Annotated in this window: 13 protein-coding genes; 7 read left to right on the top strand and 6 right to left on the bottom strand. The window is 72.5% G+C overall.

The window, feature by feature from the left end; translation table 11 throughout:
* The first annotated feature begins 262 nt into the window (after positions 1-262).
* Together ACLQ2R_RS08625 and ACLQ2R_RS08630 are read left to right on the top strand one after the other, a co-directional pair.
* Positions 263-631, top strand: coding sequence for a phage holin family protein (locus tag ACLQ2R_RS08625; protein WP_386242124.1), 369 nt, complete (start codon positions 263-265; stop codon positions 629-631).
* A gap of 31 nt (positions 632-662) precedes the next feature.
* Positions 663-2,069, top strand: a complete 1,407-nt coding sequence (locus tag ACLQ2R_RS08630) for an aromatic amino acid lyase (RefSeq protein WP_425958827.1) — start codon at positions 663-665, stop codon at positions 2,067-2,069.
* A 260-nt stretch (positions 2,070-2,329) separates the two neighbouring features.
* Here ACLQ2R_RS08630 and ACLQ2R_RS08635 read toward each other — a convergent pair whose 3' ends face one another.
* Positions 2,330-3,283: a LacI family DNA-binding transcriptional regulator gene (locus ACLQ2R_RS08635; protein ID WP_425958828.1), complete on the bottom strand. Its 954-nt coding sequence runs from the start codon at positions 3,281-3,283 to the stop codon at positions 2,330-2,332.
* Between the two features lie 418 nt (positions 3,284-3,701).
* Between ACLQ2R_RS08635 and ACLQ2R_RS08640 the strand changes: the two genes are divergently transcribed.
* From ACLQ2R_RS08640 to ACLQ2R_RS08650, 3 genes are all read left to right on the top strand, one after another.
* Entirely contained in the window at positions 3,702-4,712 is a 1,011-nt protein-coding gene (locus ACLQ2R_RS08640; RefSeq protein ID WP_425958829.1) for an amidohydrolase, read from the top strand.
* A gap of 88 nt (positions 4,713-4,800) precedes the next feature.
* A complete protein-coding gene (locus ACLQ2R_RS08645) occupies positions 4,801-5,319 on the top strand; it encodes a cysteine dioxygenase (protein WP_425958830.1) in 519 nt (172 codons plus the stop codon).
* Positions 5,320-5,514: 195 nt separating this feature from the next.
* A complete protein-coding gene (locus ACLQ2R_RS08650; protein ID WP_425958831.1) occupies positions 5,515-5,937 on the top strand; it encodes a nuclear transport factor 2 family protein in 423 nt (140 codons plus the stop codon).
* A 51-nt stretch (positions 5,938-5,988) separates the two neighbouring features.
* Here the strand turns inward: ACLQ2R_RS08650 and ACLQ2R_RS08655 are convergent, their stop codons facing one another.
* Positions 5,989-6,411, bottom strand: a complete 423-nt coding sequence (locus ACLQ2R_RS08655; RefSeq protein ID WP_425958832.1) for a MerR family transcriptional regulator — start codon at positions 6,409-6,411, stop codon at positions 5,989-5,991.
* 50 nt (positions 6,412-6,461) lie between these two features.
* Here ACLQ2R_RS08655 and ACLQ2R_RS08660 point away from each other — a divergent pair, with 50 nt between their 5' ends.
* Entirely contained in the window at positions 6,462-7,466 is a 1,005-nt protein-coding gene (locus ACLQ2R_RS08660) for an NAD(P)-dependent oxidoreductase (protein WP_425958833.1), read from the top strand.
* Positions 7,467-7,702: 236 nt separating this feature from the next.
* Here ACLQ2R_RS08660 and ACLQ2R_RS08665 read toward each other — a convergent pair whose 3' ends face one another.
* Entirely contained in the window at positions 7,703-8,368 is a 666-nt protein-coding gene (locus ACLQ2R_RS08665; RefSeq protein WP_425958834.1) for a response regulator, read from the bottom strand.
* On the bottom strand, positions 8,365-9,516 hold the full coding sequence (locus tag ACLQ2R_RS08670) for a sensor histidine kinase (protein WP_425958835.1): 1,152 nt from the start codon (positions 9,514-9,516) through the stop codon (positions 8,365-8,367). The genes ACLQ2R_RS08665 and ACLQ2R_RS08670 overlap by 4 nt, the downstream gene beginning before the upstream one ends.
* 124 nt (positions 9,517-9,640) lie before the next feature.
* On the opposite strand from ACLQ2R_RS08670, the gene ACLQ2R_RS08675 reads away from it, so the two are divergent.
* Positions 9,641-10,447 (top strand): CPBP family intramembrane glutamic endopeptidase, encoded by an 807-nt coding sequence (locus tag ACLQ2R_RS08675; RefSeq protein WP_425958836.1) that lies wholly within the window; start codon positions 9,641-9,643, stop codon positions 10,445-10,447.
* A 332-nt stretch (positions 10,448-10,779) separates the two neighbouring features.
* Here the strand turns inward: ACLQ2R_RS08675 and ACLQ2R_RS08680 are convergent, their stop codons facing one another.
* Positions 10,780-11,877: a glycerophosphodiester phosphodiesterase gene (locus tag ACLQ2R_RS08680; protein ID WP_425958837.1), complete on the bottom strand. Its 1,098-nt coding sequence runs from the start codon at positions 11,875-11,877 to the stop codon at positions 10,780-10,782.
* Positions 11,878-11,896: 19 nt separating this feature from the next.
* On the bottom strand, positions 11,897-13,108 hold the full coding sequence (locus tag ACLQ2R_RS08685) for a CynX/NimT family MFS transporter (protein WP_425958838.1): 1,212 nt from the start codon (positions 13,106-13,108) through the stop codon (positions 11,897-11,899).
* Positions 13,109-13,273 lie beyond the last annotated feature (165 nt).

Here is a 13,273-nt window from a genome sequence, read left to right on the forward strand (position 1 = left end):
CCCATCCGGGACCGGTTCTCCACGTCAGGAGGCGGGCGGTTCCGGCAGGGACGCGCCGCTTCCGTGACCACGAACGGTCACGGATGCGACACTCTCCCCGGGGAGCCGGTTCCGGTCCACCGGGCCGATGACCCGCCGGGAGCCGGCGACCTGTGGGCCGGCGGGTGCGCGGCGGGCCGAAAAATTCACCAGTATTCAATACATGTCCAGTCGGAGTACGGGCCCAGCGTCCGTCTGACCATCCATGCGAGGGTGCCGGAACGTGAAAATCATCATCAAGATCCTGGCCGTGGCCGCCGCCCTGTGGGCGGCGACCCAGCTCGTGGACGGCATCACGGTCTCCGCGAGTACCCCGGCGGAGGAGATCGGCACGCTCCTCGCCGTCGCCCTCGTGTTCGGGATCGTCAACGCGGTCCTCAAGCCGATCATCAAGCTGCTCGGCTGCGCCTTCTACATCCTCACGCTCGGCCTGTTCGCGCTGGTGGTCAACGCCGCGCTGCTGCTGCTGACGAGCTGGATCGCCGAGGAGCTCAAGCTGTCCTTCCACGTGGCGGGCTTCTGGCCGGCGTTCTGGGGCGCGATCATCATCGGTGTGATCAGCTGGCTGCTCGACCTGGTCCTCGGCGACTGAGGCGGCCGAGACGACCGGAACGGCCGAGATCATGACGTTCGTCCTTGACGGCGCCCATCTGACGTGCGAGCAGGTCGACCGGGCGGCGCGCGGCTCGGGGGTCGAGCTGGGCTCCACCGGCGCCGCGGAGGCGGCGTGGCGGACGGCCGCCCTGCTCGACGGGCCGGTGTACGGCCGGACCACCGGCGTGGGCGCCAACAAGGACGTGGAGACCGAGAACGCCGGGCTGGACCTGCTCCGCAGCCACGCGGGCGGCGCCGGGCCTCCGATCGGTGAGATTCGCGCCCGCGCCACCCTCGTCGTCCGGCTCAACCAGCTCCTCACCGGCGGTTCCGGCGTCGATCCCGCCCTCCTTCCCGTGCTGGCCACCGCCGTCAACCAGGGCCTGACGCCGCCGATCCGCGGCTACGGCGCCATCGGCACCGGCGACCTGACCGCCCTGGCCACCACCGCGCTCTGCCTGCTGGGCGAGATCGCCTGGATACCGCCGTCGTCGGACCTGCTCTCCGGGAACGACCTGCTCGCGGGCGGCCCGGCCCCGGGACGTGGCGGCGAGGCCCTGCCGCGTTTCGCGCTCGCCTCCTCCGACGCGCTCCCCTTCATCAGCTCGGGCGCGGCGACGCTGGCGGACGCGGCCCTGGCCTGTCACCGCCTGAGGCTCCTGCTGGCCGCCGCCACCTCGGTCGCGGCCCGTTCCTTCCAGGCGGTCGAGGGTTCGCTGGAGCCGCTCTCCCCCCTGGTGCAGCGCGGCACCGAACAGACCTCGGTCGCCGCCGACCTGCGCGCACTGGTCGGGCTCACCAGGCCACGCCGCGTCCAGGACCCGTACGGCTACCGGGCCTTCCCGCAGGTGCACGGGGCGGCGCTGGACGCCCTGGGGCGGGCGGAGCGGACCGTCACCGAGGAGATGAACGCGGCCCCGGAGAACCCGCTGATCGCCGGCGGGCGGGCCTGGCACAACGGCAACTTCCACTCGGCGCGGGTGGCGCTCGCCCTCGACGCCCTGCGGGCCGCGCTCGTGCAGACCGCGACGCTGAGCGCCGCCAGGCTCGCCACCCTCAACGATCCCGCGCACACCGGGCTCCTGCCCTTCCTCGCCGAGCGCCCGGGATCGTCCGGGGTGATGATCCTGGAGTACGTCGCGCACTCCGCGCTGGGCGAGCTGCGCCACCTGGCCGCCCCGGTCACGCTGGGGGGTGCCGTGCTCTCCCTGGGGACCGAGGACCACGCGAGCTTCACCCCGCACGCGGCCCGCTCCTCGCTCGCCACCACCGAACCGCTGGAGATCGTCCTGGCCTGCGAGCTGGTCGCCTCGGTACGTGCGCTGCGGCTCCGCGGCCTTCCGTGCGACCTGCCGCTCGATCCCGCGATGGGCGACCGCCCGCTCGACGGCGACCTCGACGCGGCACGCGCGCTGCTCCCCGGCCTGACCTCCTGACCTCTCCCGCCCGTCCCCGCGCTTCCGCCGAGGCACGGGTGTTCCTGCACGGGCGGAGGCCCGGCCCGGACCGCTTGGCTCGTCCGGCTCATCCGGATCGCCGGGCTCATCCGGCCCGCCCGGCCCGCCCGGATTGCTCGGCTCGTCCGGCTCGTCCGGCTCGTCCGGCTCGTCCGGCTCGTCCGGCTCGTCCGGCTCGTCCGGCTCATGCGGCTCGTTCCGGTCCCGCGGTGATCGAAGGCACCGGTCCCGGGGGCAGGTCAGCCCACCGAGCCGCGCTCGCGGAGCTGGGGGGACTGGACGATGCGCCGGCGCCGGGGATTGCCGTCGGCGGCGGCCACCACGATTCGGACGGCGGCGCGGACGATGCCGTCGATGTCCCAGTCGACCGTGGTCAGACCCGGGGTGAGCAGTCCCGACATGGGATGGTCGTCATAGCCCATCACGGACACGTCCGACGGGATGCCCAGCCCGCGTTCGGCCGACGCCGCGTAGACGCCGTAGGCGATCGAGTCCGCGAAGCAGAAGAACGCCCGGTGCCCGGCGTCGAGCATCTCACCGGCGACCCGGGTGGCCTCCGCCAGCGACTGCGGCGCGGTGACCGTCACGATCTTCAGGCCCAGCCGTTCCGCCTCGGCCGTGACGTGCACGTCGGCGGGCCGGTCGGGGGTGCTGGCCCGGGTCGAGGTGAGGACGGCCATGCGCCTGCGGCCCCGGTCGCGCAGGTGCTCCAGCGCGAGGGTGACCCCGGCCCGGTTGTCGAAGACGACCTCACCCGCGGTCCGCGCCCCGGCCAGGGCGTCGCCGATGGAGACCACCGGCAGCCCCTCGCACAGTTCGGCCCACAGCGGCGCCGCCGGGTCGACCGGCTGCACGATCAGCGCGTCCACCCGCTGGTCGCGCAGCTGCCTGGCGAGGGTGTGCTCCCTGGCCGGGTCGCCCGTGGCGTCCAGGATCAGGGCATAGCGGTCGTTGTCCTTGAGCGCGCGGCCGATGCCGACGGCCAGCGCCTGCTGCCAGAGGTCCTCCAGGGAGCCGCAGAGCAAGCCGATCATGCCGGTCCGGCCGCTGGCCAGCGCGCGGGCGATGGGGTCGGCCTCGTATCCGAGCTCGGCCGCGGCCTGGCGTACCCGCTCGATGGTCTCCTCCGAGACCTGCATGCCGCGCAGCGCGTACGACACGGCGGCGGGTGACAGGCCGGTGGCCTTCGCCACCTCGCGTATGGTCGCTCGCTTCCGAGGCTGGGGCATCGGACCAGCCTATTGCCCGAGGTTCGCGGGGAGGCGCCCGGACACGATCGACGCCCCCGCCCGAACTCGATCGACGACCTCACCCGGACACGATCACGGCCCCGCCCGAACTCGATCGGCAATCTCACCCGGACACGATCACGCCCCTGCCCGAACTCGATCGACAGTCTCGCCGGGACACGATCATGGTCTCGTTCGACCTCGATTACGGTCCCGTCCGAACCCGATCATGGCCTTTTGCCGGGATTGACACCCAATGGGGTGAAGCGGTTCACTGAAACGGTTCACTGAACCGCATCACCCTGATATGTAGCATGGTGAGAGTAGTTACCTATATTCTAGGTAGGTAATACAACGAAACCCTGGAGGGGAGGACCGGATCATGCCCGTCGACGTTCACCAGCACCTGTGGACGCCCGCGTTCGTCGACGCGCTCAGGCGCCGGACGGCCGCCCCCTTCCTCGACGGCTGGACCCTCCACCTGGAGGGCGAGCCCCCCTACCGGGTCGATCCCGCCGACCACGACCTCACCCGGCGGCTCGCGCTGGACGCGGATCTGGACCTGGCCCTCGTCTCGCTGTCCAGCCCGCTCGGCGTGGAGTCGCTGCCGCCCGAGGAGTCCTGGCCCGTCATCGACGCCTACCACGAGGACGCCCTCGCCCTGCCCGCCCCGTTCGGCGCCTGGGCGACGACCTGCCTGAGCGAGATCGACCCGGCGAGACTGGCCCGGACCCTCGACACGGCCGGAGCCCTCGACATCGCCGGGGGCGGCTCGCCGGACGCCGGGCGAGGATCCGGGCTCCGGCTCCCCGCGGCCTTCGCCGGGCTCCAGCTCCCCGCGACCGCGGTGTGCGACGCCGAGGGCCTGGACCGGGTCGCCCCGCTGCTCGACGTGCTGACCGAGCGCGACCTGCCGCTCTTCGTGCATCCCGGTCCCGCCCCCAACCCCGCCCCCGGTCCTGCCCCCGGTCCCGCCGTCCGGACCGCCTCCGGGCCTGGCGAGCCCGGCTGGTGGCCCGCGGTCGTGCCGTACGTGCAGCAGATGCACGCCGCCTGGTACGCCTTCACCGCCTTCGGGCGCGCCCGCCATCCCCGCCTGCGGGTCTGCTTCGCGCTGCTCGCCGGACTGGCCCCCCTGCACTCCGAACGCCTGGCCAACCGCGGTGGCGAGGGCCGCGGACGGGTCGACCCCGACCTGTTCCTGGAGACCTCCTCCTACGGCCCGCGCGCCGTCGACGCGATCGTCCGCGAACTCGGCGTCGACATCGTGGTCAGCGGCTCCGACCGCCCCTACGCCACAGCACCGGACCCCGCGCTCGGCGACGCCGCCTGGCACGCCATCGCGGTCACCAACCCCCGCCGTCTACTCAACGGAAAGGAGTCGAACACATGAAGCGAACGAACCGGTCCCGAGGCCCTGAGAGCTGTGCGCGCCCGGCGACGGCGTTCACCGGCGGGTGGCGAGCACGGGACGGCGTCCGATGAGCTACGAGTCACTGCCCGCCCGCGCCCTCGACCGGCGCGAACTTCTCGACCTGGTCAACGAGCTGGCCGCCGACCCGTCCCGGTGGCGCGACCAGGTGGAGTTCCCCGACGAGGGCGGCCGCCACTTCGCCTCCCTCTACCGCGACTCGCACGTGGACGTCTGGCTGCTGTGCTGGCGGCCCGAGGACGACACCGGCTGGCACGACCACGACACCTCCTCCGGCGCGGTCCGGGTGGTGGCCGGGACGCTGCTGGAGTGCAACCCGCGCATCGGCGGCGAGCACCTGGAGACCGTGGTCTCCGAGGGCGAGTCGTTCTCCTTCGGACCCGACCACATCCACCGGCTGAGCGGCGCGGTGCACGGCAGCGTCTCGATCCACGCCTACTCGCCGCCGCTCTGGCGGCTGGGACAGTACTCGATCAGCGACAGCGGCGTGATGCGCCGCGTCTCGGTCAGCTACGCCGACGAGCTGCGCCCCATGGACGACGCCGAGCAGATGGTGGAGGTCGCCTGAGGTCCCCGCGACGAGGTGACCCGTCCCGGCCCCGGGCGGGTCCCTCCCCGCGTCCCCCTCCGGACGGGCTCTCCCACCGGCCCCGGGTGAGCCCCCCGCCTCCCGTTCCCGGAAAGGCCCGCCCCTCGGGGTTCCGGGAACCGCCTTACCCTGCCGGTAATCGACGGGCCGTGCCGGGCCGGGCAGGCTTGCCGCATGACGAGCGACACCCGCACCACCGTGGAAGAACTGCTGCGCCGGATGACCGAAGGGGATCACGACCGTACGGCGGAGCTGTTCGCCGAGCCGGTCGACTGGCTGCTGGCCTGGCCCGCCGAGGGACACCCGGAGGTGCCGTGGATCCGTCCCCGGGACGGCCGGGCCGACGTGGCGGACCATTTCCGGTCGCTGGAGGCCCACCACGTGACCGAGCTGAACGGCACGTCGGTGTCGCACATCCTGGTCGACGGGGCGGACGCCGTCGTGCTCGGCGAGATCGTGCAGACGGTACGGAGCACCAGGGTCGCGTACACCTCCCCGTTCGCCCTGCACCTCACCGTCGCCGACGGGCTCGTCACCCGCTATCACATCTACGAGGACAGCCTCACGGTCGCGCGGGCCCTCAGCGCCCGGCCGTGACCGGACGACGAGCCTCCCTCCGCCGGGTCATGACACCGGGCGAAGGGCGGCTCACCGCACCGGCTCCGGCTCCGGCTCCGGCTCCGGCGCGATGGCGTCGCACGGCGGGTGGTGCGGTGACACCCGCCGTTCGGTGACGTCGATGTAGTCGCGCAGGGCCTGACGGGAGCGGCCGAGCGCGTCGATCCGCTCGTCCAGCCCGTACAGGCGGGCTCGCAGGGTGTCCAGGAGTTCGGGGCAGGGCTCCAGGTCGGGGGCCGGACCGGTGACGCAGGGCAGCAGGTACGCGATCTGCCGGCTCGACAGGCCGGCCTCCAGCAGTTTCCTGATCTGGGTCACGGTCAGGACGGCGTCGTCGCCGTACTCGCGGTAACCGCTGGCGGCGCGATCGGGCTCCAGCAAGCCCTGGGCCTCGTAGTACCGCAGCTGGTGGGTGTGAACACCGGTCCGACGGCTCAGCTCCCCGATCAGCACGCCCGTTCCCCCTTGACCTTCACACCGGTATGAACGTTGAGGATTCTGCCATGAGCACCGATTCTCCTACGAAGGAGCACATGATGCAGGATCGCGACACCGACACCGACACCGACACCGACACCGACACCGACACCGACACCGACACCGACACCGACACCGACACCGACACCGGCCCCGCTCCCGTGGCGGTCCTCGGCCTGGGGCTGATGGGACGGGCGCTGGCCGAGGCGTTCCTGCGCGAGGGACACCCCACGACGGTGTGGAACCGCACCGCGGCGAAGGCCGAGCCCGTCGTCGCCCAGGGCGCGAAGCTCGCCGGCTCCCCCGGCGACGCCGTCGCGGCCGCCCCGCTCGTGGTCGTCTGCGTCGCGGACCAGGACGCCGTACGGGAGATCCTCGATTCCCTCGGTGACGTCCTCGGCGGCCGGGTCCTGGTGAACCTGACCTCCGGCACGTCCCGGACGGCCCGCGAGACCGCGGAACGGGTGGGGCAGAAGGGCGGCGCCTATCTCGACGGCGCGATCCTGGCCGCCCCGCCGGGCATCGGCGCCGAGGCCGTCATCCTCTACAGCGGGCCGCGATCGGCCTTCGACCCGCACGAGCCGACCCTGAGAGTTCTCGGCGCGGGCATGACGTACCTCGGTGACGACCACGCCCTGTCGTCGCTGTACGACGTGGCCGTGCTGGGACTGATGTGGGGCATCCTGAACGGTTTCCTGCAGGGTGCCGCCCTGCTCGGCGCCGCGGGTGTCAAGGCCACGGCGTTCACCCCGATCGCGACGACAGGGATCGCCACCGTGACCGGCTGGGTGGCCGGTTACGCGCGGCAGATCGACGACGGCACGTACCCGGCCCCCGACGCCACCATCGGCACCCACCTGGCGGCGATGGAGCACCTTGTCGACGAGAGCGAGTCCCTCGGGGTCAGCACCGAGTTTCCCCGGCTGGTCAAGGCCCTGGCCGAGCGGGCCGTGGCCGGCGGGCGCGGCGATGACGGCTACGCGGCGATGATCGAGCAGTTCCGCGTGCCTGCCGCAGGGGCGCGATCGTGACCGGCCGGCGGGGGCACGGTCATGACCGGCCGAAGGAGGCACGATCATGACCGGCCATCGGGGGCGCGGTCATGACCGGCCACCGGCCCGGAACCGCCGGATGCCAAGGGTGCCGAGTGCCGGGTGCCGGATGCCGGATGCCGGATGCCAAGGGTGCCGAGTGCCGGGTGCCGGGTGCCGGGTGCCGGGTGCCAAGGGTGATGGTGCGGGGCGGGGCGGGTGAATCCGGGCCACGGTCACTCCTTGAGGTGCAGGGCGAGCTGGATCCGGTCGCGGAGGCCCAGTTTGCGCAGCACGCTGGAGACGTGGTTCTTGACCGTGCCCTCGGTGATGAACAACCGGGCGGCGATCTCCCGGTTGGCGGCTCCCTGGGCGACCATCCTGGCCACCTCGACCTCGCGGACGGAGAGCAGGTCCTGGCCGCGGAAGCGCGCGGCGAGCGCGTCCTCCGCCCGCGATCCGCCGCCGGTCGCGGGCGCGTGCCGGAGCTCGGCGACCAGCCGGGCGGCCACCGGGGCTCCGAGCACCGTCTCCCCCCGGCCGACCCGGTGGACGGCGGAGACCAGCTCCTCGGGTGAGCAGTCCTTGAGCAGGTAACCGAGGGCACCGCCGCGCAGCGCGCCGAAGATGTAGTCGTCCTCGTCGAAGGTGCTGAGCACGATCGCGGCCACCCCCGGGTGCTTCGCGGAGAGGCGGACGATCAGCTCCACCCCGTCCATCCCGGGCATCCGCGCGTCCACGAGGGCCACGTCCGGGCCGGTCTCCGCCACCACCCGCAGCGCCTCCAGGCCGTCGGCCGCCTCCCCCACCACCTCGATCCCGGGCTCGACCTCCAGCAACTTGCGCAGCCCCTGACGCATCAGCACCTGGTCGTCGACCAGGATGATCCTGAGCGCACTCATGGTCGCCTCCCCGCTCCGGCCGGCGCGACCGGCAGCTCCGCCCGTAACGCGAACCCGCCCTCCGGGGAGTTCCCGCCGGTCAGCGTACCGCCGAGGGCCCGGGCCCGTTCGGTCAGCGACGTCAGCCCGAAGCCCCGCCCGGAGCGCTCGCCGGCGCCCTTGCCGTCGTCGGCGACCACGAGCACGGTCATCGCCTCGCCGAAGACGAGCCTGACCGTCACGTGCAGCGCCTTCGAGTGCCGCAGCGCGTTGGTCAGGCCCTCCTGCAGCACCCGGTAGAGCACCAGCTCGGCGTCGGCCTCCAGCCGGTGCTCCGTGCCCTCGACGTCGAAGGTGACCGTGATGCCCGTGCCGTCGAACGAGGCGGCCAGCCGTTCCAGCGCCGCGCTGCCGACCCGGCCGTCCAGCGCGAGCGGGCGCAGCGCGCGCACCCATCGCCGGGCGTCGGCCAGCGCCTCGACGGTCAGCTCCTTGGCCTGGCGCACCTCGTCCCAGGCGGCCTCCGGGCGGCGCTCGCGGAAGCGTTCGGCGTTCTCCAGGTCCATCTTGATCACGGTCAGGTGGTGTCCGATCGAGTCGTGCATCTCCGCGGCCATCCTCGCCCGCTCCTCCGCGACCGCCAGCTCCCTGATCCGCCCCAGCAGGCGCCGCGTCTCCTCGCGGCTGCGGCGCGCCGCCAGCGTGGAGGAGGCCATCCCCAGCACGAACGCGGAGAACATCGCCATCTTCGCGACCTGGGCGAGCCCGTCGAGGACGGGCTTGCCGAAGAGCAGCGGGACGGTCGCGAACAGGCACACCGCCAGTGACGTGAGGATGACCGACGCGGCGCGCATGCCGTACAGGAAGGCGAGGTTGGCGACGGAGATGAGGGGGAGCAACGTGTGGGTGCCGTTGGAACCGGTGGCCCCCAGCAGCAGGGTGGCCACCAGGAACATCGGGGCCACGAACCGGCGGCCCCGCGACAGGTTCCACGGAAGCACCAGCCACAGGCCAGCGACCAGCGCGAGGTTCAGCCCGGTCAGCACGCGGGCGAGCGTGCTGCTGGGAGAGAGGGCGTGGGCGACGGCGGTGGCGAGGAGCACGCTCCAGAACACGACGCTGAACAGGAAGGGCCGGTCGTCGTCGCGGAGCCAGTCCAAACGCGGCATGTCACGACCTTAGGCCGCCGGAGTCCCCCGGGTGATCCCCCCAGAGGCACCATGACCGTGGTCATGGTCGTTTCTATCCGCCGCTCGATGTGCCACGCGGCGTCCGTTCCTAGGGTTGCCGTCCATGAGAGCCACTCGCCCCGTCTGGGCCGTACCGATCACGATGGCCGCCATGTTCGTCCAGGTCCTGGCCGGGACGTTGCCCGTCACGTTGCTGATGGACCGGACGAATCCGCTCTACAGACCGCTGGGCATGATCGGCATCACGGTCGCCTCGATCGCCCTGGTGTACGCGATCCGCCGTTACCTGGGCCACCAGAGCTGGTCGGGGGTGCGGCTGACACGGTCCTGGTCGGCCGCCTGGCACCTGCCGGTCGGCATGCTCGTCGGCGTCGTGCCGATGATCGTGGGGAACGCGCTCTCGGTGGGGCTGGGCGTGGCCACCTGGGCCTCATGGGAGCAGGGGGTGGCGCCCACGCTGCCCTACCTGGCGCTTGCGGTCGCGTTCGTCGTCCTCGGCCAGGCGTTCCCGGAGGAGTTGCTCTGGAGGGGGCACCTGTTCGACACGCTCTCGGACCGCCTCTCACCGCGCATGGTCCTGTTCGTGGTGTCGGCGGGCTTCGGTGTCCTGCACATCGTCTCCCAGAGCCCGGCCGACACCCTCGCCGAGAAACTGCTCTACGTCGTGCAGGCGACCGCCCTGGGTTTCGCCTGTACGGCCGCGCGGGTGCGCAGCGGCGCGGTCTGGATGGCGGTCGGCGTGCACACCGGCTTCCACGTCGGCAACATGCTGACGCCCACCAAGGACCTCCGCTACGACGTGCAGCTCATCCTGCTGACCTGCACCCTCTTCCTGGCCGGGCTGGCCGTCCTGCCCCGGTCGCGCAGAAGCCCCCGTCCGGCCGACGCGGATCTCCACTCCCGCCTGTGAGAACCGCTCGATGTCAGCGCCGCCACGCCGGGCACCCGGTGCCCGCGCCACCACACAGACCGCTCGATGTCAGCGCCGCCACGCCGGGCACCCGGTGCCCGCGCCACCACACAGACCGCTCGATGTCCGCACCACCACACCGACCGATCGTGTCCGCACCACCACACCGACCGCTCGGTGTGCGCGCCACCACTCACCGGCACTCGGTGTTCACGCCGCCGCTCGCCGGACCCCGGTCCCGCCGGCAGCGGCAGGACCGGGCGAAGAGAGCGGGGGCCGGACGAAGAAAGGCAGGAGCCATGCCGAGGAAGGCGGGAAAAGGACGAGGAAGGTCAGCTCAGCCGTTCCCGGACGGCCCTGGCCATCCCCGGGTCGTCGGCGAAGACGCCGTCCAGGCCGAGGCCGTAGAGCTTCTCCAGCCAGCCCATCACGTTTCCGGTGGCCCGCGGGAAGGCCGGGCTGTCCGGGTTACCGAGCCGGAAGTCCACCGGGAGCTGCGCGTTCTCGTTCCTGACGGTCCAGGTGTGGACCTTCAGGCCGGCCCGGTGGGCGTCCTTGACGAGCGTGGTGGGCTGCAGGAGCCTGCCGTCCGGGCCGACGGGCACGAGGCGACGGGTGTCGACGCCGATGCCGGCCGCATAGCCAGCGACCTCGCGCAGCCCGGCGGGGGTGAGCATGCTGTCGTAGGTGCGCGGGTCGCCGGCCGCGACCCAGTCGTACGGGGCGCCGGTGGCGGTGATCAGCTGGATCAGCGGCACCCTGGTCCTCCTGCTCAGCTCGCGCAGGTTGGCGGTCTCGAACGACTGGATGAAGACCGGGGCGCGACGCCCGTTCCAGCCGTGCCGGCCGAGCACCTCGAGCAGCGGCTCCTCCAGGGAGAGGCCGATGGAGTCGAAGTAGCTCGGGTGCTTGGTCTCGGGGTAGACCCCCACACCGCTGCGGCGGGCGAGCTGGACGACCTCGTCGAAGGTGGGGATCTGCGCGAGGCCGTTGAAGGCGGTGTTGTCCGGGCGCAGGTCGGGGATGCGCTCCTCGGCCCGGAGGGTCCTCAGCTCGGCGAGCGTGAAGTCCTCGGTGAACCAGCCGGTGATCGGGACGCCGTCGATGGTCTTGGTGGTACGGCGGTCGGCGAACTCGTGGTGGTTCTCGACGTCCGTGGTGCCGCCGATCTCGTTCTCGTGCCTGGCGACGAGCACGCGATCCCTGGTCGAGACCAGGTCGGGTTCGATGTAGTCGGCGCCGAGCGCGATGGCGGCCTCGTACGAGAGCAGCGTGTGCTCGGGCCGGTGCGCGCTGGCACCGCGGTGGCCGATGACGAGGGGCTCACGTCCGCGGAGGTCGGCGGAGGCGGGTTCGGGTCGTTGCAGCACAACGGCGACGGTACCGGTCGCGAGGACCGCCAGCGCCGCGGCCAGAAGCCTACGGATCATGTTCAGGACGGTAGGAGACTCAGGTGGCCGGTGGGACAACGGCGCGCGAAGAACGCGGGTCGTCCGTGACGGGCACGGTGACCGGGCGGCCCGCCGCGAATCCGGCCACCAGTTGCAGGCCGCACGCGCCCAGCCCGGCCAGCAGCGGCAACGCCCAGCCGCCCGAGCCCTCGCGCAGCGCGCCGACCAGGAGCGGGCCGAAGGCGGCCAGCACGTACCCGAAGGACTGGGCGACGGCCGACAGTGCGGTCACCGAGACCGGATCGGAGGCGCGCAGTGTGATGATGAGCAGGGCCAGCGCGATCGAGGCGCCCTGTCCCACTCCCAGGACGACCATCCACAGCCACGGCAGGGTGGCCGGGACGAGGAGCACACCGAGGTATCCGGCCACGGTCAGCACGGTCGCGGCCGTGACGTAGGACACCTGCGAGCGTGCCCGGCCCGCCAGGACGGGGACGGTGAGGGTGGCGGCCACCTGGGCCAGATTGGTGAGACCGAGCAGGTATCCGGCCTGGTCGGCGGGGAGTCCCGCGTCCTGGAAGATCGTCGGCAGCCAGGCCAGCATGATGTAGAAGGTGAGCGACTGCAGCCCCATGTAGGCGGTGACGTACCAGGTCACCCGAGTGCGCAACAGCAGGGCGAACGGCCGGGGCGCGGTCTCGGAGCGGGCGGGGCGGCGCAACGCCTGGGGCAGCCAGAGCGCCGCGGCCGCCAGGGCGGGGATCGCGGCCATGGCGGTCACCTCGCGCCAGCCGTACCCGGTGGCCCGCTCCAGCGGGACCGCCAGCCCGGACGCGGCGGCGGCGCCCAGCACCAGGCCGGAGACGTAGATCGCGGTGAACGGCCCGACCCTGCCGGGGAAGTGCTGCTTGACCACGCCGGGCATCGCGACGTTCATGACGGCGATGGCCGTGCCGGCGACGGCCGCGCCCGCGTACAGGGCGGGGACACCTCCCGCGCTGCGCAGTACCACCCCGGCGGCCACGAGCAGCAGCCCGGCCAGGAGCGTGCGGTCCAGGCCGAAGCGGCGCGCGAGCAGCGGCGCGAGCGGGCCGAGCAGCCCCAGGCAGGCCACCATGACCGTGGTGATCGCCCCGCCCCCGGCGGCGCTCAGCCCGAGATCGGCCATGATCTCGTCCAGCACCGGGGAGACGCCCGCCAGCGCGGGCCGCAGGTTGAGCGAGGCCAGCACGAAGCCGGCGACGAGCACCGTCCACGGCAGCCATGACATACGCGACACTCGCGACATATCGCCCCCCTCCCGGCACCGCACCACCCTCCCACAGCATCCCCGAACGGCCAGGAGAAGGGTGGGCGGATTCCTTACCCTCACCCGGAGCCGACTCCTGGACGCCGATCATCCGCGTGGGGCGGGGACTCCCGTATGAGCCCACGA

Source organism: Streptosporangium sp. DT93 (assembly GCF_049844535.1).
Taxonomy (GTDB): domain Bacteria; phylum Actinomycetota; class Actinomycetes; order Streptosporangiales; family Streptosporangiaceae; genus Streptosporangium.

Bases quoted from the DNA above. Each gene is read 5' to 3' on its own strand.
- ACLQ2R_RS08630 (WP_425958827.1), top strand. From the start codon at position 663: ATGACGTTCGTCCTTGACGGCGCCCATCTGACGTGCGAGCAGGTCGAC.
- ACLQ2R_RS08640 (WP_425958829.1), top strand. From the start codon at position 3,702: ATGCCCGTCGACGTTCACCAGCACCTGTGGACGCCCGCGTTCGTCGAC.
- ACLQ2R_RS08650 (WP_425958831.1), top strand. From the start codon at position 5,515: ATGACGAGCGACACCCGCACCACCGTGGAAGAACTGCTGCGCCGGATG.
- ACLQ2R_RS08680 (WP_425958837.1), bottom strand. From the start codon at position 11,877: ATGATCCGTAGGCTTCTGGCCGCGGCGCTGGCGGTCCTCGCGACCGGT.
- ACLQ2R_RS08670 (WP_425958835.1), bottom strand. From the start codon at position 9,516: ATGCCGCGTTTGGACTGGCTCCGCGACGACGACCGGCCCTTCCTGTTC.
- ACLQ2R_RS08675 (WP_425958836.1), top strand. From the start codon at position 9,641: ATGAGAGCCACTCGCCCCGTCTGGGCCGTACCGATCACGATGGCCGCC.
- ACLQ2R_RS08665 (WP_425958834.1), bottom strand. From the start codon at position 8,368: ATGAGTGCGCTCAGGATCATCCTGGTCGACGACCAGGTGCTGATGCGT.
- ACLQ2R_RS08685 (WP_425958838.1), bottom strand. From the start codon at position 13,108: ATGTCATGGCTGCCGTGGACGGTGCTCGTCGCCGGCTTCGTGCTGGCC.
- ACLQ2R_RS08645 (WP_425958830.1), top strand. From the start codon at position 4,801: ATGAGCTACGAGTCACTGCCCGCCCGCGCCCTCGACCGGCGCGAACTT.
- ACLQ2R_RS08660 (WP_425958833.1), top strand. From the start codon at position 6,462: ATGAGCACCGATTCTCCTACGAAGGAGCACATGATGCAGGATCGCGAC.